At 71.2% G+C, this 20,439-nt stretch carries 19 protein-coding genes and 1 pseudogene; 7 read left to right on the top strand and 13 right to left on the bottom strand.

Features of this window, described 5'->3' with window-relative positions; genetic code table 11:
• Positions 1–5: 5 nt before the first annotated feature.
• From ACFY93_RS28340 to ACFY93_RS28315, 6 genes are all read right to left on the bottom strand, one after another.
• Positions 6–1,277 carry a SufS family cysteine desulfurase gene (locus ACFY93_RS28340; RefSeq protein WP_391364170.1) on the bottom strand — a complete coding sequence of 424 codons (1,272 nt, stop codon included), beginning with the start codon at positions 1,275–1,277 and terminating at the stop codon, positions 6–8.
• Positions 1,274–2,038, bottom strand: coding sequence for a Fe-S cluster assembly ATPase SufC (gene sufC / locus ACFY93_RS28335; RefSeq protein ID WP_391364168.1), 765 nt, complete (start codon positions 2,036–2,038; stop codon positions 1,274–1,276). Before sufC ends, ACFY93_RS28340 begins: the two co-directional genes overlap by 4 nt.
• A 7-nt stretch (positions 2,039–2,045) precedes the next feature.
• On the bottom strand, positions 2,046–2,375 hold the full coding sequence (locus ACFY93_RS28330) for a Rieske 2Fe-2S domain-containing protein (protein WP_391364166.1): 330 nt from the start codon (positions 2,373–2,375) through the stop codon (positions 2,046–2,048).
• On the bottom strand, positions 2,375–3,556 hold the full coding sequence (gene sufD, locus ACFY93_RS28325) for a Fe-S cluster assembly protein SufD (protein ID WP_391364164.1): 1,182 nt from the start codon (positions 3,554–3,556) through the stop codon (positions 2,375–2,377). The genes ACFY93_RS28330 and sufD overlap by 1 nt, the downstream gene beginning before the upstream one ends.
• Positions 3,557–3,619: 63 nt before the next feature.
• Entirely contained in the window at positions 3,620–5,041 is a 1,422-nt protein-coding gene (sufB, locus tag ACFY93_RS28320) for a Fe-S cluster assembly protein SufB (RefSeq protein ID WP_391364162.1), read from the bottom strand.
• Positions 5,038–5,763: an ArsR family transcriptional regulator gene (locus ACFY93_RS28315; protein WP_391364160.1), complete on the bottom strand. Its 726-nt coding sequence runs from the start codon at positions 5,761–5,763 to the stop codon at positions 5,038–5,040. The genes sufB and ACFY93_RS28315 overlap by 4 nt, the downstream gene beginning before the upstream one ends.
• Positions 5,764–5,933: 170 nt before the next feature.
• On the opposite strand from ACFY93_RS28315, the gene ACFY93_RS28310 reads away from it, so the two are divergent.
• The 3 genes from ACFY93_RS28310 to ACFY93_RS28300 all read left to right on the top strand — a co-directional run bounded on the left by ACFY93_RS28310 (position 5,934) and on the right by ACFY93_RS28300 (position 8,814).
• A complete protein-coding gene (locus ACFY93_RS28310; protein WP_391364158.1) occupies positions 5,934–6,857 on the top strand; it encodes an ATP-binding cassette domain-containing protein in 924 nt (307 codons plus the stop codon).
• A gap of 88 nt (positions 6,858–6,945) precedes the next feature.
• Positions 6,946–7,716 carry an ABC transporter permease gene (locus tag ACFY93_RS28305; protein ID WP_391364156.1) on the top strand — a complete coding sequence of 257 codons (771 nt, stop codon included), beginning with the start codon at positions 6,946–6,948 and terminating at the stop codon, positions 7,714–7,716.
• Between the two features lie 93 nt (positions 7,717–7,809).
• Positions 7,810–8,814 (top strand): COX15/CtaA family protein, encoded by a 1,005-nt coding sequence (locus ACFY93_RS28300; RefSeq protein WP_391364154.1) that lies wholly within the window; start codon positions 7,810–7,812, stop codon positions 8,812–8,814.
• Between the two features lie 51 nt (positions 8,815–8,865).
• Here the strand turns inward: ACFY93_RS28300 and ACFY93_RS28295 are convergent, their stop codons facing one another.
• Both ACFY93_RS28295 and ACFY93_RS28290 read right to left on the bottom strand, forming a co-directional pair.
• On the bottom strand, positions 8,866–9,975 hold the full coding sequence (locus tag ACFY93_RS28295; RefSeq protein ID WP_391364152.1) for an amidohydrolase family protein: 1,110 nt from the start codon (positions 9,973–9,975) through the stop codon (positions 8,866–8,868).
• Between the two features lie 119 nt (positions 9,976–10,094).
• On the bottom strand, positions 10,095–10,457 hold the full coding sequence (locus ACFY93_RS28290; protein WP_391364150.1) for a hypothetical protein: 363 nt from the start codon (positions 10,455–10,457) through the stop codon (positions 10,095–10,097).
• Between the two features lie 167 nt (positions 10,458–10,624).
• Here ACFY93_RS28290 and ACFY93_RS28285 point away from each other — a divergent pair.
• Together ACFY93_RS28285 and ACFY93_RS28280 are read left to right on the top strand one after the other, a co-directional pair.
• Positions 10,625–12,156 (top strand): annotated as a pseudogene (locus tag ACFY93_RS28285) (MFS transporter).
• A 179-nt stretch (positions 12,157–12,335) separates the two neighbouring features.
• Entirely contained in the window at positions 12,336–13,151 is an 816-nt protein-coding gene (locus tag ACFY93_RS28280; protein WP_391364147.1) for a TetR/AcrR family transcriptional regulator C-terminal domain-containing protein, read from the top strand.
• 12 nt (positions 13,152–13,163) lie between these two features.
• On the opposite strand, the gene ACFY93_RS28275 is transcribed toward ACFY93_RS28280, so the two are convergent.
• Positions 13,164–13,634, bottom strand: a complete 471-nt coding sequence (locus tag ACFY93_RS28275) for a TIGR03618 family F420-dependent PPOX class oxidoreductase (protein WP_391364145.1) — start codon at positions 13,632–13,634, stop codon at positions 13,164–13,166.
• A 313-nt stretch (positions 13,635–13,947) separates the two neighbouring features.
• Here ACFY93_RS28275 and ACFY93_RS28270 point away from each other — a divergent pair, with 313 nt between their 5' ends.
• Positions 13,948–14,670, top strand: coding sequence for an ANTAR domain-containing protein (locus ACFY93_RS28270; RefSeq protein WP_391364143.1), 723 nt, complete (start codon positions 13,948–13,950; stop codon positions 14,668–14,670).
• A 133-nt stretch (positions 14,671–14,803) separates the two neighbouring features.
• Here ACFY93_RS28270 and ACFY93_RS28265 read toward each other — a convergent pair whose 3' ends face one another.
• From ACFY93_RS28265 to ACFY93_RS28255, 3 genes are all read right to left on the bottom strand, one after another.
• On the bottom strand, positions 14,804–15,625 hold the full coding sequence (locus ACFY93_RS28265; protein WP_391364208.1) for a YceI family protein: 822 nt from the start codon (positions 15,623–15,625) through the stop codon (positions 14,804–14,806).
• Positions 15,626–15,811: 186 nt separating this feature from the next.
• Positions 15,812–18,355, bottom strand: coding sequence for a DHA2 family efflux MFS transporter permease subunit (locus ACFY93_RS28260; protein ID WP_391364140.1), 2,544 nt, complete (start codon positions 18,353–18,355; stop codon positions 15,812–15,814).
• A gap of 21 nt (positions 18,356–18,376) precedes the next feature.
• Positions 18,377–18,907, bottom strand: a complete 531-nt coding sequence (locus ACFY93_RS28255) for a MarR family transcriptional regulator (RefSeq protein WP_391364138.1) — start codon at positions 18,905–18,907, stop codon at positions 18,377–18,379.
• Positions 18,908–19,115: 208 nt separating this feature from the next.
• On the opposite strand from ACFY93_RS28255, the gene ACFY93_RS28250 reads away from it, so the two are divergent.
• Positions 19,116–19,316, top strand: a complete 201-nt coding sequence (locus tag ACFY93_RS28250; RefSeq protein WP_391364135.1) for a hypothetical protein — start codon at positions 19,116–19,118, stop codon at positions 19,314–19,316.
• Positions 19,317–19,452: 136 nt separating this feature from the next.
• Here the strand turns inward: ACFY93_RS28250 and ACFY93_RS28245 are convergent, their stop codons facing one another.
• Positions 19,453–20,337, bottom strand: a complete 885-nt coding sequence (locus ACFY93_RS28245; protein WP_391364133.1) for a SigB/SigF/SigG family RNA polymerase sigma factor — start codon at positions 20,335–20,337, stop codon at positions 19,453–19,455.
• Positions 20,338–20,439 lie beyond the last annotated feature (102 nt).

Raw genomic sequence — 20,439 nt, 5'->3', positions numbered from 1 at the left:
GCCCCTCAGCCGAAGAAGTTCCGTACGTGCTCCAGGCCGTCGACCAGTGCGTCGATCTCGGTCGGCGTGGAGTACAGATAGAACGACGCTCGCGTGGTCGCGGGAATTCCGTACCTCAGGCAGACCGGCCGCGCGCAGTGGTGACCGACCCGGACCGCGATGCCCTGCTCGTCCAGGACCTGGCCCACGTCGTGCGGGTGGATGTCACCCAGGGTGAACGAGATCGCCGCGCCCCGGTCCTCGGCCGTGGTGGGGCCGATGATCCTGAGATCGGGGACCTCGCCGAGCCGCTTCACCGCGTACTCGGTGAGGGCGTGCTCGTGGGCGAGGATCCGGTCCATGCCGATCGCGCTCAGGTAGTCGATCGCCGCGCCCAGTCCGACCGCCTGGGCGATCGGGGGTGTGCCCGCCTCGAACTTGTGCGGGGCGGGGGCGTACGTCGACGAGTGCATCGACACCGTCTCGATCATCTCGCCGCCGCCGAGGAACGGAGGCAGGTCCTCCAGCAGTTCCTGGCGGCCCCAGAGGACACCGATGCCCGTCGGACCGCACATCTTGTGACCGGTGAAGGCCACGAAGTCGGCCTGGAGGGCCTGTACGTCCAGCGGCATGTGCGGGGCGGCCTGGGAGGCGTCGATGCACACCAGCGCACCGACCTCCTGGGCGCGGCGCACTATCGCCTCGACCGGGTTGACAGTGCCCAGGATGTTCGACACCAGGACGAAGGAGACGATCTTCGTCTTCTCCGTGATGACCTGGTCGATGTTCGACAGGTCGAGCCGGCCGTCGTCGGTGAGGCCGAACCACTTCAGCTTCGCGCCGGTGCGCTGCGCGAGCAGCTGCCACGGGACGATGTTGGAGTGGTGCTCCATCTCCGTGATGACGATCTCGGTCTCGTGGTCCACCCGGTAGGGCTCGTCGGCCCAGCCGAGCATGTTCGCCACGAGGTTGAGCGACTCGGAGGCGTTCTTGGTGAAGATCACCTCGTCGCGGCTCGGCGCGTTGATGAAGGCGGCGACCTTGTCGCGAGCGCCCTCGTACAGCGCCGTGGCCTCCTCCGCGAGCACGTGCACGCCGCGGTGGACGTTGGCGTTGTGCTGCTCGTAGTACTCGTCCAGGACGTCGATCACCTGGCGCGGAGTCTGGGAGGTCGCCGCGTTGTCGAGGTAGACAAGCTTCTTCCCGTCGTGCAGCACGCGGTCGAGGATCGGGAAGTCCTTGCGGATCGCCTCGCTCAGGAGGCTGGATTCGGTGAGGAGGCCCGGCAGCTGTGTCACTCGGATGCGCCACCCTTCGTGTATGCCTCGTAGCCCTCGTTCTCCAGCTTGTCGGCGAGCTCGGCGCCACCGGACTCCACGATCCGCCCGGCGGCGAACACGTGGACGTAGTCAGGCTTGATGTAACGCAGGATGCGCGTGTAGTGCGTGATGAGCAGGGTGCCCACCTCGCCGCCCTCGCGGACGCGGTTGACGCCCTCGGAGACGACACGCAGGGCGTCGACGTCCAGGCCGGAGTCGGTCTCGTCGAGGATGGCGACCTTCGGCTTGAGCAGTTCGAGCTGGAGGATCTCGTGGCGCTTCTTCTCGCCGCCGGAGAAGCCCTCGTTCACGTTGCGCTCGGCGAAGGCGGGGTCCATGTTGAGGCGCTCCATGGCCTCCTTGACCTCCTTCACCCAGGTGCGCAGCTTGGGGGCCTCGCCGCGGACGGCGGTGGCGGAGGTGCGCAGGAAGTTGGAGACGGAGACGCCGGGGACCTCGACCGGGTACTGCATGGCGAGGAAGAGGCCGGCGCGGGCGCGCTCGTCGACGGACATCTCCAGGACGTTCTCGCCGTCGAGGGTGACGGTGCCGCCGGTGATCGAGTACTTGGGGTGACCCGCGAGCGAGTAGGCGAGCGTCGACTTGCCGGAGCCGTTGGGGCCCATGATGGCGTGCGTCTCGCCCTGCTTCACGGTGAGGTCGACGCCCTTGAGGATCTCCTTCGTGGCGTTGTCGGCCTCGACGGTGACGTGCAGGTCTCGGATTTCAAGCGTTGCCATGGGTGCCTCAGGACTCCTGGGAGAGGGAGACGAGCACGTCGTCCCCTTCGATCTTTACGGGGTATACGGGGACGGGGCGCGTCGCGGGAAGGCCGGACGGCTTGCCGGTGCGGAGGTCGAAGCTGGAGCCGTGCAGCCAGCACTCGATCTGGCAGTCCTCCACCTCGCCCTCGGAGAGGGAGACGTTCGCGTGCGAGCAGATGTCGTGGATCGCGAACACCTCGCCCTCGGTCCGCACGACCGAGAGGGGCGTGCCGTCGAGTTCCACCCGCTTGGGGGTGTCCTCCTCCAGCTCGCTCAGCCCGCAGGCGCGCAGGAACACAGCAGCTTCGGCCATCAGACGGACGCCTCCAGCTCTTCGTCGATCCGGACGAGGAGGCGGTCCTGGATGTCCTGGACACCGATCTGCTGGACCAGCTCGGCGAAGAAGCCGCGGACCACCAGACGGCGGGCCTCGTCGGCGGGGATGCCGCGGGCCATCAGGTAGAAGAGCTGCTCGTCGTCGAAGCGGCCGGTCGCGGAGGCGTGACCGGCGCCGACGATCTCGCCGGTCTCGATCTCCAGGTTCGGCACGGAGTCGACGCGGGCGCCGTCGGTCAGAACCAGGTTGCGGTTCATCTCGTACGTGTCGGTGCCCTCGGCCTTGGCCTCGATGAGGACGTCGCCGATCCACACCGCGTGCGCCTCGTCGCCCTGGAGCGCGCCCTTGTAGACGACGTGCGACGTGCAGTGCGGGGTGTTGTGGTCGACGAACAGCCGGTGCTCCTGGTGCTGGCCCGCGTCGGTGAAGTACAGGCCGAGCAGCTCGGCCTCGCCGCCGGGTCCGGCGTACTGGACGCGCGGGTGGAGGCGCACCAGGTCGCCGCCGAAGGTGACGACGACGGACCGGAAGGAGGCGTCGCGGCCGATGAGCGCGTTGTGCTGGGCCACGTGCACGGCCTTGTCGTCCCAGTCCTGGACGGAGACGACGGTCAGCTTGGCGCCGTCCCCCAGGATGTAGTCGACGTTGGCGGCGAGCACGGCGTCACCGGTGTGGTCGACGACGACGACGGCCTCGGCGAAGGCGCCCAGCTCGATGACCTGGTGGGCGTAGGCGACACCGCCCTCGCCGCGGACGGCGATGCGGATCGGCTCGGTGAGCACCGTCTCCTTGGGGACGGTGACGACGCCGGCCTTCTCGAACGCCGAGTAGGCCTGGGCGGCGATCCGGTCCACCGGGGTGCCGGCCCGGCCGAGCCGGGCGTCGTCGCGGCCGACCGTCTCGACGGTGACGCCCTCGGGAGCCACGACGTCGGTCCGCACGCCCTCGCCGGTGGCGACGGCGGTGCCGTCGTGCAGTCCGCGCAGCCGCTCCAGCGGGGTGAAGCGCCACTCCTCCTCGCGGCCGTGCGGCACCGGGAAGTCCGCCACGTCGAAGGACGGGGGCGCGCTCATGCGCGTCGCGACGGTGGACTCGGCGGCCACCGCGATCTGGCCGGCGGTCGTACTGCCCACCGGGATGTTCTGAGCCTCAGCCATGGCTGTCGGTCTGCTCTCTTCCTACGTCGGATTCCGCTAGCTGCCTGCCGGGGGGGGTCGGTCCTAACCGACCGCGCCCTCCATCTGCAGCTCGATCAGCCGGTTGAGCTCCAGGGCGTACTCCATGGGGAGTTCCTTGGCGATCGGCTCGACGAAGCCGCGCACGATCATCGCCATCGCCTCGAACTCGGTCATGCCGCGGCTCATCAGGTAGAAGAGCTGGTCGTCCGAGACCTTGGAGACCGTGGCCTCGTGACCCATGGAGACGTCGTCCTCGCGGACGTCGACGTACGGGTAGGTGTCGGAGCGCGAGATCGTGTCGACGAGCAGCGCGTCGCACAGCACGTTGGACTTCGAGCCGTGGGCGCCCTCGCCGATCTCCACCAGGCCGCGGTAGGAGGTGCGGCCGCCGGCGCGCGCCACCGACTTGGAGACGATGTTGGACGAGGTGTTCGGCGCCATGTGGACCATCTTGGAACCGGCGTCCTGGTGCTGGCCCTCGCCCGCGAAGGCGATGGACAGGGTCTCGCCCTTGGCGTGCTCGCCCATCAGGTAGACGGCCGGGTACTTCATCGTCACCTTGGAGCCGATGTTGCCGTCGATCCACTCCATGGTCGCGCCCTCGTACGCCACGGCGCGCTTGGTGACCAGGTTGTAGACGTTGTTCGACCAGTTCTGGATGGTCGTGTAGCGGCAGCGGGCGTTCTTCTTGACGATGATCTCGACGACCGCGGAGTGCAGCGAGTCCGACTTGTAGATCGGGGCGGTGCAGCCCTCGACGTAGTGCACGTAGGCACCCTCGTCGACGATGATCAGGGTCCGCTCGAACTGGCCCATGTTCTCCGTGTTGATACGGAAGTAGGCCTGGAGCGGGATCTCGACGTGCACGCCCTTGGGGACGTAGATGAACGAGCCGCCGGACCACACGGCGGAGTTCAGCGACGCGAACTTGTTGTCGCCGACCGGGATGACCGTGCCGAAGTACTCCTTGAAGAGCTCGGGGTGCTCCTTCAGGGCGGTGTCGGTGTCCAGGAAGATGACGCCCTGCTCCTCCAGGTCCTCACGGATCTGGTGGTAGACGACCTCGGACTCGTACTGGGCGGCGACACCGGCGACGAGGCGCTGCTTCTCCGCCTCGGGGATGCCGAGCCTGTCGTACGTGTTCTTGATGTCCTCGGGCAGGTCCTCCCAGGACTCCGCCTGCTTCTCCGTGGACCGCACGAAGTACTTGATGTTGTCGAAGTCGATCCCCGACAGGTCCGAGCCCCAGTTCGGCATGGGCTTCTTCTCGAAGAGGCGCAGGCCCTTGAGACGGAGCTTGGTCATCCACTCCGGCTCGTTCTTCTTCGAGGAGATGTCGCGGACGACGTCCTCGTTGATGCCGCGCTTGGCAGAGGCACCGGCCACGTCGGAGTCGGCCCAGCCGTATTCGTAGTTGCCCAGGCCCTCGAGCTCGGGGTGAGCAGTCTCCGTGGGGAGAGTCATGCGGGGTTCCTCCCGGCCGTGCTTGCAGAAGCGTTGTCGTGATCGGTCTTGGATATCTTGGGGATGAACGTGGTGCAGACGCCGTCGCCGTGCGCGATGGTCGCCAGCCGCTGGACATGGGTACCCAGCAGCTGGGAGAAGATCTCCGTCTCCGCCTCGCACAGCTGCGGGAACTGCTCCGCCACATGGGCGACCGGGCAGTGGTGCTGGCACAGCTGCTCGCCGACCGGTGCGCTGCGCGCCGTGGCAGCGTACCCGTCCGCGCTCAGGGCCTTGGCCAGCGCTTCGGTCCGCTCCTCGGGCCCGGCGGCCTCGATCGCCTCGCGGTAGGCCTGGGCCTGGGCCGCGATCCTGGCGCGGGCGAAGGCCACCACGGCCCCGTCCCCGCCGAACTGCTGCCGTATCCAGCGCAGGGCGTCCGCGGCGAGCGCGTCGTAGGACTGGTCGAAGGCGTCGCGGCCGCAGTCGGTCAGCGCGAACACCTTGGCGGGCCGGCCGCGCGTCCGCGCTCCGTAGACCCGCTGCTCCCGCGCCTCGACCACGTCGTCGGTGACGAGCGCGTCCAGATGGCGCCGGACGGCCGCCTGGGTGAGTCCCAGCCGGCCCGCGAGGTCCGCCACGGTCGACGGGCCGTGGTCCAGGATGGACCGCGCGACGCGGTTGCGGGTGGACCGCTCACCGGTCGCGAGTTCCTCCTGGGGAGCCTCACCGACGTTTTTCACAACGCCATTGTTGCGTAATTCCTGAGGACCTGACAAGCGGCGTCCGGAGGGGCGGACGGTGCGCTGTGTCACTTAGGCAAACCTAATCCGACCTGCGGCGACGATCTTTGATCGATCAACGCGAGCCCCGGCGACCCGGACCGCGGGGGCGCTCCCTAGACTTGCGCCTCATGCGAAGCGAGCCGGTCGTCCAGGTCCAGGCCCTGGTGAAGCGGTACGGAGACAAGACCGCGGTGGACGGCCTCGACCTGGTGGCCGGGGCGGGTGTCACCGCCGTACTCGGGCCCAACGGCGCGGGCAAGACGACCACCGTCGAGACCTGCGAGGGATACCGCAGACCGGACTCCGGGACCGTGCGCGTCCTGGGCCTCGACCCGGTGCGCGACGCCGCCGCGCTGCGCCCCCGGATCGGTGTCATGCTCCAGTCCGGCGGCGTCTACTCCGGGGCGCGGGCGGACGAGATGCTGCGCCATGTGGCCGCACTGCACGCGCATCCGCTGGACGTCGACGCGCTGATCGAGCGGCTGGGTCTGGGCGGCTGCGGCCGCACGCCCTACCGCCGGCTGTCCGGCGGACAGCAGCAGCGGCTGGCGACGGCCATGGCCGTGGTCGGGCGCCCCGAGCTCGTCTTCCTGGACGAGCCGACCGCCGGTCTCGACCCGCAGGCCCGCCGCGCCACCTGGGACCTCGTGCGCGACCTGCGCAGGGACGGCGTCTCGGTGATCCTCACCACGCACCACATGGACGAGGCGGAGACGCTCTGCGACGACGTCGCGATCATCGACGCCGGCCGGGTCGTCGCCCAGGGCACCCCCGAGGCACTGTGCCGCGGCGGCGCCGAGAACACCCTGCGCTTCACCGGCCGCCCCGGCCTCGACGTGGCCTCCCTGCTCAAGGCGCTCCCGGCCGGCTGCACGGCGGCGGAGCTCACGCCGGGCGCGTACCGGGTGGGCGGCGAGGTCGGTCCGCAACTGCTCGCGACGGTCACCTCCTGGTGCGCCCAGCACGGCGTGATGCCGGAACGGATCTCCGTCGAACGGCACACCCTGGAGGACGTCTTCCTGGAGCTCACGGGCAAGGAGTTGCGCTCATGACGAGGGCCCGCACTGATGTCGGCCGGGGGTCCGGGGGTCGTCCCCCGGGACAACACAGCCTGGAGCTCACGGGCAAGGAGTTGCGCTCATGACCACCGCGGGTACGTACGCGCCGGAGCCGGGCGCCGCCCCGCTGCCGCGCATGATCGCGGCGCAGGCGGCGCTGGAGACGAAGATGCTGCTGCGCAACGGCGAGCAGCTGCTGCTCACCGTCGTGATCCCGACGCTGCTGCTGGTGCTGTTCAGCGCCGTGGACATCGTCGACACGGGCGAGGGCGAGGCCGTCGACTTCCTGGCCCCCGGCGTCCTCGCGCTCGCCGTGATGTCCACGGCGTTCACCGGACAGGCCATCGCCACGGGCTTCGAGCGCCGCTACGGCGTCCTCAAGCGGCTCGCGGCCTCCCCGCTCCCCCGCTGGGGCCTGATGACCGCGAAGACGGCCTCCGTGCTGGTCACCGAGGTCCTCCAGGTGCTCCTGCTGGCCGTGATCGCGTACGCGCTCGGCTGGTCGCCGCACGGCAACCCGGTGGCGGTGCTGCTCCTGCTGGTCCTCGGGACCGCCGCCTTCTCGGGGCTCGGTCTGCTGATGGCGGGCACGCTGCGGGCGGAGGCGACGCTGGCCGCGGCCAACCTGGTCTTCCTGCTGCTGCTGGTCGGCGGCGGTGTCGTCGTACCGCTGGACAAGTTCCCGTCGGCCGCGCAGGACGTGCTCGGGCTGCTGCCGATCTCGGCCCTCTCGGACGGCCTGCGGGACGTGCTCCAGCACGGCGCCGGGACGCCGTGGGGCGACCTGGCGATCCTCGCCGTGTGGGCCGTGGCGGCCCTGGGCGCGGCCGGACGCTTCTTCCGCTGGGAGTGACCGGCGCACGCCCGTACGGGGGACAGGGGCGGCGCCCGGCGGGGAACGTTCCGGAGGGCCCCTCGTGAATGGGTGCACAAGCGGACGCCTACGATGGGACGCGTGCCAAACGTGACCCGTGCCGAAGCCCTGGCTGCCGCGCGCAACCCGCTCGCCTTCATCGCCGACCGCTGGACCCCGTCCGACCGGACGGTCCGGCGGGCCGCCCTCTCCGCCGTCGTCATGACGGTCGTCATCGTGGTCACCGGCGGTGCCGTGCGGCTGACCGGTTCCGGCCTCGGCTGCCCGACGTGGCCCACGTGCACGGACGACTCGCTGACCACGACGAGCGCGATGGGCTTCCACGGGGTCATCGAGTTCGGCAACCGCATGCTGACGTACGTGCTCTGCGCGGCCGTCGGCTGGGCGATCGTCGCCGCGCGCTCCCACAAGCCCTGGCGGCGCGACCTGACCCGGATGGGCTGGGCGCAGTTCTGGCTGGTCATGGGCAACGCGGTCCTCGGTGGCATCGTCGTCCTGGTCGGCCTGAACCCGTACACGGTCGCCGCGCACTTCCTGCTCTCCATGGCTCTGATGGCCGTGGCCACGCTGATGTGGCAGCGCGCCCGGGAGGGCGACGGGGAGCCGCGGCCGCTGGTGGGCAAGGCCGTGCGGCAGCTGGTGTGGTTCCTGGTGGCCGCCTCCCTGCTGCTGATCGCGGTGGGCACGGTGGTGACCGGCGCCGGACCGCACGCGGGTGACTCCAGCGACGTCGAGCGGATGCCGCTTGACTGGGAGACGGTCACCAAGGCGCACGCGGTGCTCGCCTGGATCGTGGTGACGCTGACCTTCGCCCTGTGGTTCGTCCTGAAGGCCGTCGACGCCCCCCGGGGCCCGCTGGCACGCACCCGTGAGCTGTTCCTGGTGCTGCTGGCCCAGGGCGCGGTGGGTTACGTCCAGTACTTCACGGATCTTCCCGAGGTCCTGGTCGGCGTGCACATGCTCGGTTCGTGCCTGGTGTGGATCGGCGTGGTCCGGGAGCTGCTGTCCCTGCGTGAGCGTCCCTCCGCGGTGGACCTGCCGGGCCCGGCGCCGGAGGCGGCGCTCACCCGCGCCTGAGGGCCGCCCGCGCGGCCGGCGCCCCGTGCGCACGCGGCCGCCCCGGCGCCCTCAGCCGTCCAGCCCGTACACCCGTCGCGCGTTCCCGGCGGCGATCATGCCCGCGACGCGCTCCGCGTCCGTGAGGGACCACGCGTCCTCGGCGACCCAGGTGCCGAGGACGCGGGCCAGCGCCTCCCTGAACAGGTGTGCTCCCACCACATGGAGTTCCGGCAGCCCGTGGGCGCCGCTGGAGAAGAGCAGCTTGCCGAAGGGCGCCAGCTCGAGGATCTCCGCGAGCACGGCGGCCGCACGGGCCCCGGTGCGCACCAGCGCGGCGCCCAGGTCGGCGTAGACGTGCGGGAAGACGCCCGCGATGTGGGCGGCGTGCCGGTGGTACGGATAGCCGTGCAGCAGCACCAGGTCGGTGCCGAGCCCGGCCGTGGCGCGGGCGAAGTCGGTGAACAGGACCGGGTCGGTGCGATCGCCGGGCAGTCCGCCCTCGTCGAGCCCGGCGTGCAGCTGGAGGGGCCGTCCCGAGGCCACCGCGATCCACAGCAGATGCCTGAGCAGCACGGGGTCGCGCAGCGGACCGCCCACCCGGCGCCCGGCCAGCCAGCGCCCGGCCGCTCCCCGTACCTCGCCGGGGCCGGGCGGCTCGGGGGCGAGGGCCAGGCCGTGCCGTACGCCGGCCACGGATGTGAAGGCCACGGCGTGCGCCGCGGCCCCGTGGACGGACTCGGCGAGGTTGGCGAGGAAGGACTCGACGGTTCCCGAGGTGTCGGCGACCTGTTCGGCGAGGAGTTCCAGCCGCACGATCTCGTGGGCGTCGGCCGCTCCCGCAGCGGCCATCTCGCCGGGCCCGGTGAGGTCGCCCGGCAGTCCGGTGTCGACGAGGTAGGTGGTGATGCCGCTGCCGCGCAGGAGCCTGCGGCCCGCCTCCAGGACGCCGAGTTCGCGGCGCCGTGCCAGATAGCGGGCGGGCGGGCAGTGCGGCTCCAGACCGAGCAGGGGCGGGCACCAGCGGCGCAGCGCGAAGCCGGTCTGGGTGTCGAAGAAGGTGGTGCCGGGGGCGGGCGGGCCCTCGGCACGGGCGAGCTGGGCCTCGAAGGTGCCGAGGCCCAGCTCCGTCCGCAGTACGCCGTGGCAGTACTGGTCGATCAGGGACGGCGTCTCGATCATCCGGGCTCCCCTGCGACTGGACCGTGCCTGTGCACGTCCTAACGGGTGAACCGGTCGCAAGGTGTTGCTCGCACAAAAGGTCCCCGCGCCCGCCCGGGCGCCGTCCCGTGCCGGACGGCTCAGCCGCCGGTGGGGCCGCCGAGCTGGATTCCCGCCATCCGCGTCCACTCGTACGGGCCGGTGCGCACCTTGCCCGCGAACGCGCCGTCGAAGTCCTCGTGCACCGTGATGCCCGCCTTGCGGACGGCCTGCTCGGCGACGGCGTACGTGGGGGCCACCAGGTCGCCCCAGCCGCCGTCCTCGCCGACCAGCACGATCCGGGCGCCGCGCTGCCCGAGGTAGGCCACCTGCCCCTCGGCGCCGCCGTGCGCCTTGGCGAAGGCGCCGATCTCCCTGGCGAGCCGCGCCGCCCTGCGCTCGGCCCTGGCGTCCGGGGCGGCGCCGGGGCTCTCGTTCTCGTCGACCTGCTCGTTGTCTGCCATGGCCAGGATGCTACCGACGGGTAGATCAAACGGCGACGGGCGGGGGGGGGGGGGGGGGGGGCCCCCCCCCCCCCCCCCCCCCCCCCCCCCCCCCTCCCCGCACCCGATGGTGGAGGGCGTCACCCGCCGCTGTACACCGTACAAGAGACTGTTCTACGGTGTATGGCATGTCGGACACCCTCATCCCCGGGGGCCACGGCCGTACCGGTCACCCCCGTCGCTGGCTCATCCTCGGTGTCATCTGTCTCGCCCAGCTCACCCTCCTGCTCGACAACACCGTGCTCAACGTGGCCATCCCCTCCCTCACCCGGGAGCTGGACGCGGCGACCTCGGACATCCAGTGGATGATCAACGCGTACTCGCTGGTCCAGTCCGGGCTGCTGCTCACCGCCGGCAGCGCCGCCGACCGGTACGGTCGTAAGAAGATGCTGGTCACAGGCCTGGCTCTGTTTGGCATCGGCTCCCTGGTGGCCGGATTCGCCGACTCCACCGCGCAGTTGATCGCCGCGCGTGCGGGCATGGGCGTCGGCGGGGCGCTGCTGCTCACCACGACGCTCGCCGTGGCGATGCAGATCTTCGCGCCCGGGGAGCACCCGAAGGCCATCGGCATCTGGAGCGCGGTCAACGCCCTCGGCTTCGCGGCGGGGCCGCTGCTCGGCGGCTTCCTGCTGGGCCACTTCTGGTGGGGCGCGATCTTTCTGGTCAACCTCCCGGTGGCCACGCTGGGGCTCGTCGCCGTGGTGGCGCTCGTACCGGAGTCGAGGAGCCCGCGCGGTGACCGGCCCGATCTGCTGGGCGCGCTGCTGTCCACCATCGGCATGACCGCGCTGGTGTTCGCGATCATCTCGGGCCCCGGAAGCGGCTGGACGTCGCCCAGGGTGACGGTCACCGCCGCGGTCGCCGTACTGGTCCTGGCCGGGTTCGCCCACTGGGAGAGCCGGATTCCGTATCCGATGCTCGACCTGCACTTCTTCCGGGACCGGCGGTTCACCGGAGCCGTCGCGGGCGCCGTCCTGATCACCTTCGGCATGGGCGGGGCGCTGTTCCTGCTGACCCAGCACCTGCAGTTCGTGCTGGGGTACGGGCCCCTGGAGGCCGGTCTGCGGACGGCACCGCTCGCGCTGGCGGTCGTGGTGCTGAACTTCTCCGGTCTCTCCGCCCGGTGGACGGCGCGGCTCGGCACCCCGGTGTCGATCGCGCTCGGCATGGTCGCGATGTCGGCCGGCCTGGTGTCGATCGCGATGCTCACCACGCACGGCTACGGCGGCACCCTGCTCGGGCTGCTGCTGATCGGAGCGGGCTGCGCCCTCGCCAACCCGGCCATGGCGCACGCCATCATGAGCGCCATTCCGCCGGAGAAGGCCGGGGTCGGCGCCGGCATCAACGGCACGCTCGCCCAGTTCGGCCTCGGCCTCGGCCTCGGCCTCGGCCTCGGCCTCGGCCTCGGCGTCGCGGTGCTCGGCGCGGTCCTGACCTCGCGGTTCGCCGCGCTCGTCCCGGTCGCGGCCACCTCGCTGCCCGCGGCGCTGGCGTCCGCGGGATCGACGGCGGAGCGGGCGCGGATCACCGACGCGTTCTCCTCGGGGCTGGAAACCAGCCAGCTGGTGGGCGCCCTGGCCGTACTTCTGGGGGACTGCTGGCGGCGGCGTTGCTGCACAGGGCCGAGCGGGCAGACTCCGCGGTGACGATGCCCATGTAACGGTGCGTGCGCCGCACACATAGCATCAGGAGGGGCGCGTTCCGGTCGTACGAGGAGGTCGCCGGAGGAGTGGGTACGAGGAGCCGGGGCCGCGGCCGTACGGGAAACTGCCGGGTCCGGGGCAGTACGGGGCCGTGCGCGGTGCGGGCCGGGGAGTACCAGTTCGAGGAAGGTGCGCGATGGTGAGGGCAGCCGAGCGTCCGGCGCGGACCAGCGTCTGGCTGGAGGGCAAGGCACCGCGGAGCGGGACACGGGGCGGCGGGCAGCCGTCGGGGCTCGACCGCGACCGGATCACCGCGGCGACCGTACGGCTGCTGGACGCCGAAGGGCTGGCCAGATTCTCCATGCGCCGGCTGGCCGCCGAGCTGAACGTCACGGCGATGTCCGTGTACTGGTACGTCGACACCAAGGACGACCTGCTCGAACTCGCTCTCGACGCGGTCTACCGCGAACTGGCGCCGCCCGAGCCGCAGCCGGCCGACGACTGGCGCGGACGGCTGCGTGAACTCGCCACCGGCTACCGGGCGCTGCTCGTCCGCCACCCGTGGGTGTCGACGCTCGTCGGCAACTTCCTGAACATCGGCCCGCACTCCAGGGCGTTCTCCCTCCGCGTGCAGGACATGATGCGCACCACGGGTCTGCCCCGGCACGGTCAGATGGGCGCCCTGTCGGCGGTCTTCCAGTTCGTCTACGGGTTCGGCACGATCGAGGGGCACTTCATCCAGCGGTGCGCCTCCGCCGGGATGAGCCAGGACGAGTACTTCCGCCAGGCCATGAGCTCGATCCGCGAACAACCGCAGTTCGCCAGGGACTTCGAGAACGCGGCGGAGATGATGGAGGCCCGCGGCGGCGACACGGTCGAGGAGATGCGCGAGCGGGATTTCGCCTTCGCCCTGGAGACCCTGATCGCGGGCATCGAGGCGATGGTGGCGCGCTCCAGGACGCCCGAGACGCCTGGGACACCCGAGGCGCCTGGGACACCCGGGACGCCCTGACGGGCCTCGCCGCTACTCCCGGCTCGCCGGCCGGGCCGGGAAGCCGCCGGTGGCGACCGGGCCCCACCTCACCGGCGTGACCCGGATGATCGACTTGCCCTGCTTCCGCATGGCCTCCCGGTACTCGTCCCAGTCCGGGTGCTCGCCGGAGATGTTGCGGTAGTACTCGACCAGAGGTTCGACGGACTCGGGGCAGTCCACGACCTCGGCGGTGCCGTCGACCTGGACCCAGGGGCCGTCCCACTCGTCGCTGAGGACGATCAGGCTGACGCGCTCGTCGCGCTTGGCGTTGCGGGTCTTGGCGCGCTCCGGGTAGGTGGAGACGACGATGCGGCCCGAGTCGTCGACGCCGCAGGTGAGGGGTGATCCCTGGGGGCTGCCGTCGGCGCGGCGGGTCAGCAGGACGGCCCGGTGCCGCGGGCGGACGAAGTCCAGCAACTCGTCCAGGGAGACAGAGGTGTTCGTCGCGATGTTGGGTGCCATGGCCCCCAGCCTATGACCCGGCCCGCGCCCTCCCCGGCACCCGAGCCGCGACACCTCCGGCACCCGAGCCACCGACACTCCGGCACCCGGCCGGCGGCGTCCCGGGCGCCCGCGACGCGGCCCTCCGGCACCCGGCCGGCCGGGCCCCGCGCCACCAGGTCACCTGTCCGGCCCCTTGCACGGCGACACCCCGCGCAGGCAGGCCACCGGAGCCCAACACACCTCGTCGGAGCGGCTAAAGTTGTGTTCGTCCTGTGCTCGCAGTCGGGAATGTGCTGCGGAGCTCTCCTGCGCATGGCCATGTTGGCCGTGCATGCCGAAGAGGTTCGTGGTGGCTGCGTCCGACTTTTCTGAATTGCCCCGTTTTGATGTGGGGTTCGAGCTGGCCGATGCCCTGACGGCCGCCGCTCAGCAGTTGCACGACACGTCGACCTCCCACCACACCCTGCGGACCGCCGCCCGGCTCGCCGCGCACATCCTTCCCGGCGCCGAGTACGCCGGAATCTCCCTGGTCGAGGGGCAGACCAGGCGCACCCTCTCCTGGACCGACGAGGTCGTGCGCTCCGCCGACGCCCTGGGCGCGGGCCGTGACCACCACGCGTACTGGAGCGGGCTGTGGAACGGCCCGGTCGCGCGGATCGAGGACAGCGCCGCCCACGACGACCGCTCGGCCGCCCTCGCGGACCTGGGACTGCGCTCGGTGCTCTCGCTCAGGCTGCGCACCGACAAGCGCCGGCTCACCGTTCTGACGGTGTACTCCCGCAAGCCCAGGGCCTTCGACGAGTCGGCCACCCGGATCGGCCGGCTGTTCACCGCCCACGTCAGCATCGCGCTGGGCGCGGTCACCGTGCGGGAGCAGCTGACGGAGGCCATGCGGACCCGTGACCTGATCGGCCAGGCCACGGGCATCCTCATGGAGCGCCTCGGCATCGACGTGGCCGATGCCTTCGACAGCCTCGTGCGCGCCTCCCAGCAGGAGAACGTCAAGCTGCGCGACATCGCCCAGGAGGTCGTGGACGCGATGAAGAAGGACTGAGCGCACGCCGCCGCACGGACGTGCCGCCGCACGGAGGTGCCGTCGCCCGGACACGCGTCACACGGACACCCGCGGACACGCGTCGCACGGACACTGCCGTCACACAGGCGCTGCCGTCACACAGCCACCGCCGTCACACGGACGGCAGTGACTCCCCCTGCACCGCCTGGATGTCCAGCTCCACCCGCAGGGTCGTACCGATGGCGGAGATCCCCGCCTGGACGACCTGGTTGTAGTTCATCGCGAAGTCCTCGCGGTGGAGTTCGGCGGTGGCGCGGAAGGCGGCGCGCGTGCCGCCCCACGGGTCGGCGCCGGTGCCGAGGTAGGCGAGGTCCAGCTCGACGGGGCGTACGACGCCGTGCATGGTCAGTTCGCCGTGCACCGTCCAGCGGTCGGAACCGGCCGGGGACAGGCCCGTCGACCGGTAGGTGATCTCGGGGTACGCCTCGACGTCCAGGAAGTCGGGGGACTTCAGGTGGCCGTCGCGCATGGCGTTGCCGGTGTCGATGGAGGCGGCCGAGATCACGGCCTCCACGCGGGACTTCTCCACCTCGTCCGGGGCGATCTCGACGCGCCCGGAGAACGCGGTGAACCGGCCGCGCACACTGGAGATCCCCAGGTGCTGGGCGACCGCCGCGACCGAGGAGTGCGCGGGGTCGACGGTCCACGGTCCGGGCGGCGGGAGTTCGGTGCCGCCCTGGCGGGCGAGGGTCACGGTGCCGATCTCGGCCCGCCCGCTCGCCGTGACGATCGCGCTGGAGGCGGCGGGCGCGTACCCGACGGCCGTCACGATCACGGTATAGGCCCCGGGTGCCAGGGCGGTGCTGTCGTGGACGGCCCCGTCGGCGTCCGCCCCGGCCCGCACCACCTGGGCGCCGGTCATGTCGGTCACCGTGACGACCGCGTGCGACACGGCCCACCCGTCCCGCGTACGAATCCGTGCGGTCAGTCCCATCCCGTTCTCTCCCTGCGAGGCGTGTTGCGCGTGCTTCTCGTGGTTCTCGTGCTTCTCGTGGTTCATGTCGTTCGTGGCGTTCATGTGCTTCTCGCGGCCGTCCGGTGAAGGCGGCCGGAAAGAGACCGGCCCGTGGGGGGCGCACCTCCGCTCAGAGCGCGCCCCACCACGGGCCGGGGTCCGTGACTACTCGCCGGGGTGGGCGAGCTCGATGTCGTGGCCGTCGACGCCGCGACCGCTCACGGTGAGCGCCGTGGCCACCGGCGGGTATCCCGTCGCGATGACGGTGTACTCGCCGCCGTCCAGGTCGGCGAAGGCGTACGCCCCGTCCGCCCCGGTCCTGGCCGTACCGACCACGTTTCCGGCCGCGTCGACCAGCGTGACCCGGGCGTCCCCGAGCGGTCCGCCGGGCGCCCGGACGACGCCCTCGAGCTGTGCGCCCGCGCTGAGTTCGACGTCGATCCGGGTGACCCCGGTGCCGCCGACCTCGACGGGGAGAGCCGTCGGCCGGTGGCCCGCGGCGTTGACCGCGACGGTCACGGGGCCGGGGACCAGCTCGGCGAAGGCGAACTCGCCCTGCTCACCGGTGGAGCCGGTGGCCAGTACGTCACCGCGCACATCGGTCACGACGACCATGGCGCCCTGGACCGGGTCCCCGGTCCCGGCGGCCCGCACGGCACCGCCGAGGCCACTGGTGCCGCTCAGCAGGATGTCGTACGCCAGCGGCTCGTCGGCGACCACGATCGTCGAGGCCTGCGGCTGGAAGCCGTCGGCGGAGGCGATCAGGACGTACGAGCCGCTGCCCGGCGTGTCCACCGCGTAGGCGCCGTCGGCCTGGGCGACGGCACGGCCGAGCTGGCGTCCCGCGAGCGAGATCAGGGTGATCGCGGCCCGCGGCACGGGTGCGCTCTCGGCGCCGCGGACGTGACCCCTGACGGGGATCCCGCGCGGCGGGACGGGGGCGTTCGCGGCCTCGGCGGCGGGGGCGGCAAGCTGCTGCGCGCCCTCGTGACCCGCGTCGTCGCCGGCGTCGGACTCGGTGCCGGTCCCGGCCGCGGAGGGACTCGGGGCGGCCTCGGCGACCGACGGGGTCGCGGCGGCCGAGGCCGCGGCCGGAGCGAGGTCCGCGGTCCGCTCCTCGGCGGCCTGCGCGAGGCCGCCCGAGGTCCGCAGCGGGACCTCCTTGATGAAGAGGGTGACGAGGAAGGCGAGCAGGGCAGTGCCGGCCGCGATCATGAAGATGTCGGCGATGCCGTGCCCGTAGGCGCTCTCCATGACGGTGCGCAGCGGGGCGGGCAGCTTGTCCATGTCCGGGATCGATCCGCCGGAGGACGCGCCGGAGGCGGCGGACGCGTACCGGGGACCGAGGTCGGTCAGACCGTCCTTGGCGTAGTCGGTGATCCGGCTGGCCATGATCGCGCCGAGCGCGGAGACACCGATCGCACCACCGAGGGAACGGAAGAACGTGACCGTGGAGCTGGCCGAGCCGAGGTCGGACGGAGCCACCTGGTTCTGCGTGCACAGCACCAGGTTCTGCATCATCATGCCGATGCCGAGACCCATCACGGCCATGAAGACCGCGATGTGCCAGTACGTGGTGTCGTAGCGGATGGTGCCCAGCAGACCGAGGCCGGCCGTCACCAGGAGGCCACCGCTGACCAGCCACGCCTTCCACTTGCCGGTCTTGGTGATGATCTGACCGGAGACGGTGGAGGAGACGAACAGGCCGCCGATCATCGGGATCGTCATGATGCCGGACATGGTCGGGGACTTGTCGCGGGCCAGCTGGAAGTACTGGCTGAAGAACACGGTGCCGGTGAACATCGCGACACCCACGAAGAGCGACGCGACGGACGACAGGGTGATGGTCCGGTTGCGGAACAGGCGCAGCGGGATGATCGGTTCGGCGGCCCTGGACTCGACCAGGACGAAGAGCAGGCCCAGGACGACCGCTCCGGCGACCATCGTGTACGTCTGCCACGAGACCCAGTCGTACTTGTCACCGGCGAAGGTGACCCAGAGCAGCAGCAGCGAGACGGCGGCGGAGATGAAGAACGCGCCGGCCCAGTCGACCTTCACCTGACGCTTGACGACGGGCAGGTGCAGGGTCTTCTGCAGCACGATCAGCGCGATCACCGCGAAGGGCACGCCGACGTAGAAGCACCAGCGCCAGCCGAGCCACGAGGTGTCGGTGATGACACCGCCGAGCAGCGGGCCGCCGACGGTGGCGACGGCGAAGACGGCGCCGAGGTAGCCGGAGTAGCGGCCGCGCTCACGCGGGGAGATCATCGCGGCCATGACGATCTGGGCGAGCGCGGACAGGCCGCCGACGCCGATGCCCTGGACCACGCGGACGGTGATCAGCATGCCCGGGTTCTGCGAGAGACCCGCGACCACCGAGCCCAGGACGTAGATGGTCAGGGCTATCTGGACGAGCGCCTTCTTGCTGTACAGGTCTGCGAGCTTGCCCCACAGCGGGGTGGTCGCGGTCATCGCCAGCAGGGAGGCGGTGACGACCCAGGTGTAGGCGGACTGGCCGCCGCCCAGGTCGCCGATGATCTCGGGGAGGGCGTTCGTGACGATCGTCGACGACAGGATCGCGACGAACATGCCGAGCATCAGCCCGGAGAGCGCCTCCATGATCTGCCGGTGGGTCATCGGAGTTCCGTCCGGGGACCCACCTCCGTGCTTGGCGTGGGCCCGCACACCGGCTGGTGTGGTCGTTGCCATGGGTTTCCTTCTCTTACGTACTTACGCGGGTGTACGGGTGGTCTGTGTCGATACGGGGGCGGCGTGCGTGCCGTGGGCGGCCGCTTCCGCCGCGAGGGCGGGCGGCGTGACCCGGGACGCGGGCCGGCAGTCGCCGAAGCTCTCGCGCAGCCGGGTCATGAGCCCTATGAGCTGGCCGACCTCGTCGTCGGTCCAGTCGCCCAGCCGGTGGGCGAGCAGTTCGGTGGTGCGCCGGGAGAGCTCGTCGAGCCGGTCCCGGCCCGCGTCCGTGAGGCGCAGGATGCGCGAGCGCTTGTCCGCCGGGTCGGGGGACCGGTCGATCCAGCCCCGTTCGGCGACATGCGCGACGTGCCGGCTGGTCACCGACATGTCCACGGCGAGCAGCTCGGCGAGCCTGCTCATCCGCATGTCGCCGTGCCGGCCGAGCAGCGTCAGGACCGCCGCGGAACCGCCGGGGCAGTCGTGGGGCAGGATCCGTGCCATGTCCCTCTTGACGGCGCCGATGGCACTGAGCTGACGGGCCAACTCCTCGTACTGGGTCTGCTCGGCCACCGCACCTCCCGCATTCGTTGCTTAGGGCAACCATAAAAGCAGTTGGTTGCCGCAGGCAAACTAAAGCGGGCGTACCGAGATAAAAAGTTGGCAAAGGCAGGTCTGGGTGGCCGCAAACCCGCTGCTCAGGGAGGGCCGAGGGCTCCGCACCCCGGAAGGCCAGCCCCGTACTTGGGCAGCTCCCGCGCATTCGCTAGGGTCCTGGGCCATGGCAAACACCCAGGGCCCCGAGGGCAACTACGACCCCGCGGGTAGCACCCAGATGTTCCGCGCATTCGTCGACGAGGGCCCCCAGGGCCGTCAGCAGCAGCAGGCCCCCGCGCCGGCGGGCCCCCGCATCGGCCTGATCCTCGGCGTCGTGGTCGCCGTCGTGGTCGTGGCCGCGGTGGCCTGGCTCGCGCTGAAGTGACGACGACCGCCGAGGGCGCCGGCAACGGCACCCTCGGCGGTCGTGTGTCCGCATGGGCCGGGGTCGGTGGTCCGAGCCCCGGCCGGCGCTTCCGGGCCGTCCGGCCCGGCCTGAGCGTCCGGCCCGTCCGGTTCGGTCAGTCCGAGATGAGGCCCTCGCGAAGCTGGGCCAGGGTCCGGGTGAGGAGCCGGGAGACGTGCATCTGTGAGATGCCGACCTCCTCGCCGATCTGCGACTGGGTCATGTTCGCGAAGAAGCGGAGCATGATGATCCGGCGCTCACGGGGCGGCAGCTTCGCCAGCAGCGGCTTGAGGGACTCGCGGTACTCGACGCCTTCGAGAGCCGTGTCCTCGTACCCCAGGCGGTCCGCGAGCGAGCCCTCGCCGCCGTCGTCCTCGGGAGCGGGCGAGTCGAGCGACGACGCCGTGTACGCGTTGCCGACGGCCAGACCGTCGACCACGTCCTCCTCGGACACGCCCAGCGCGGTGGCGAGTTCGGCCACCGTCGGGGAGCGGTCGAGCTTCTGCGAGAGCTCGTCGCTGGTCTTGGTCAGCGCGAGCCGCAGCTCCTGCAGACGGCGCGGGACCCGGACCGACCACGAGGTGTCGCGGAAGAACCGCTTGATCTCGCCCACGACCGTCGGCATGGCGAACGTCGGGAACTCGACGCCGCGTTCGCAGTCGAAGCGGTCGATCGCCTTGATCAGCCCGATCGTGCCGACCTGGACGATGTCCTCCATCGGCTCGTTGCGGCTGCGGAAACGCGCCGCCGCGTACCGGACGAGCGGGAGGTTCAGCTCGATGAGGGTGTCCCGGACGTAGGCGCGCTCGATGCTGTTCTCGTCGAGGGCGGCGAGCCGCAGGAACAGGGAGCGGGACAGGGTGCGGGTGTCGATGGCTTCCGAGGTCGGCATGGCCGGGGGCTCCGGGGCCGGAAGGGCCGGGACATCGTGAAGCGCGTCGGGCGCGGATGCGCTCTTCGTGAGCGTGAGCACCTTCGAGCTGCCCTGGTCTGCGGACATGCCACCCCCTTTGGGTCGCGGACGGTCGCGGCGGAACGCTCCCGTCTGAGGAACGCAGCCTCCACCTGAATACCGGAGGCGAGGCCGCGGCAAACGCGCTTC

The organism is Streptomyces sp. NPDC008313, assembly GCF_042956125.1.
In the GTDB taxonomy this organism is placed as follows: domain Bacteria; phylum Actinomycetota; class Actinomycetes; order Streptomycetales; family Streptomycetaceae; genus Streptomyces.
This window is presented reverse-complemented; position numbering and strand designations above follow the sequence as displayed.

What these genes read in the sequence shown, in the direction of transcription:
- ACFY93_RS28290 (WP_391364150.1), bottom strand. Translation starts at nt 10,457, where the DNA reads ATGGCAGACAACGAGCAGGTCGACGAGAACGAGAGCCCCGGCGCCGCC.
- ACFY93_RS28280 (WP_391364147.1), top strand. Translation starts at nt 12,336, where the DNA reads ATGGTGAGGGCAGCCGAGCGTCCGGCGCGGACCAGCGTCTGGCTGGAG.
- ACFY93_RS28265 (WP_391364208.1), bottom strand. Translation starts at nt 15,625, where the DNA reads ATGGGACTGACCGCACGGATTCGTACGCGGGACGGGTGGGCCGTGTCG.
- ACFY93_RS28330 (WP_391364166.1), bottom strand. Translation starts at nt 2,375, where the DNA reads ATGGCCGAAGCTGCTGTGTTCCTGCGCGCCTGCGGGCTGAGCGAGCTG.
- sufD (WP_391364164.1), bottom strand. Translation starts at nt 3,556, where the DNA reads ATGGCTGAGGCTCAGAACATCCCGGTGGGCAGTACGACCGCCGGCCAG.
- ACFY93_RS28310 (WP_391364158.1), top strand. Translation starts at nt 5,934, where the DNA reads ATGCGAAGCGAGCCGGTCGTCCAGGTCCAGGCCCTGGTGAAGCGGTAC.
- ACFY93_RS28260 (WP_391364140.1), bottom strand. Translation starts at nt 18,355, where the DNA reads ATGGCAACGACCACACCAGCCGGTGTGCGGGCCCACGCCAAGCACGGA.
- ACFY93_RS28295 (WP_391364152.1), bottom strand. Translation starts at nt 9,975, where the DNA reads ATGATCGAGACGCCGTCCCTGATCGACCAGTACTGCCACGGCGTACTG.
- ACFY93_RS28250 (WP_391364135.1), top strand. Translation starts at nt 19,116, where the DNA reads ATGGCAAACACCCAGGGCCCCGAGGGCAACTACGACCCCGCGGGTAGC.
- ACFY93_RS28245 (WP_391364133.1), bottom strand. Translation starts at nt 20,337, where the DNA reads ATGTCCGCAGACCAGGGCAGCTCGAAGGTGCTCACGCTCACGAAGAGC.
- sufC (WP_391364168.1), bottom strand. Translation starts at nt 2,038, where the DNA reads ATGGCAACGCTTGAAATCCGAGACCTGCACGTCACCGTCGAGGCCGAC.
- ACFY93_RS28300 (WP_391364154.1), top strand. Translation starts at nt 7,810, where the DNA reads ATGGGACGCGTGCCAAACGTGACCCGTGCCGAAGCCCTGGCTGCCGCG.
- sufB (WP_391364162.1), bottom strand. Translation starts at nt 5,041, where the DNA reads ATGACTCTCCCCACGGAGACTGCTCACCCCGAGCTCGAGGGCCTGGGC.
- ACFY93_RS28270 (WP_391364143.1), top strand. Translation starts at nt 13,948, where the DNA reads ATGCCGAAGAGGTTCGTGGTGGCTGCGTCCGACTTTTCTGAATTGCCC.
- ACFY93_RS28305 (WP_391364156.1), top strand. Translation starts at nt 6,946, where the DNA reads ATGACCACCGCGGGTACGTACGCGCCGGAGCCGGGCGCCGCCCCGCTG.
- ACFY93_RS28275 (WP_391364145.1), bottom strand. Translation starts at nt 13,634, where the DNA reads ATGGCACCCAACATCGCGACGAACACCTCTGTCTCCCTGGACGAGTTG.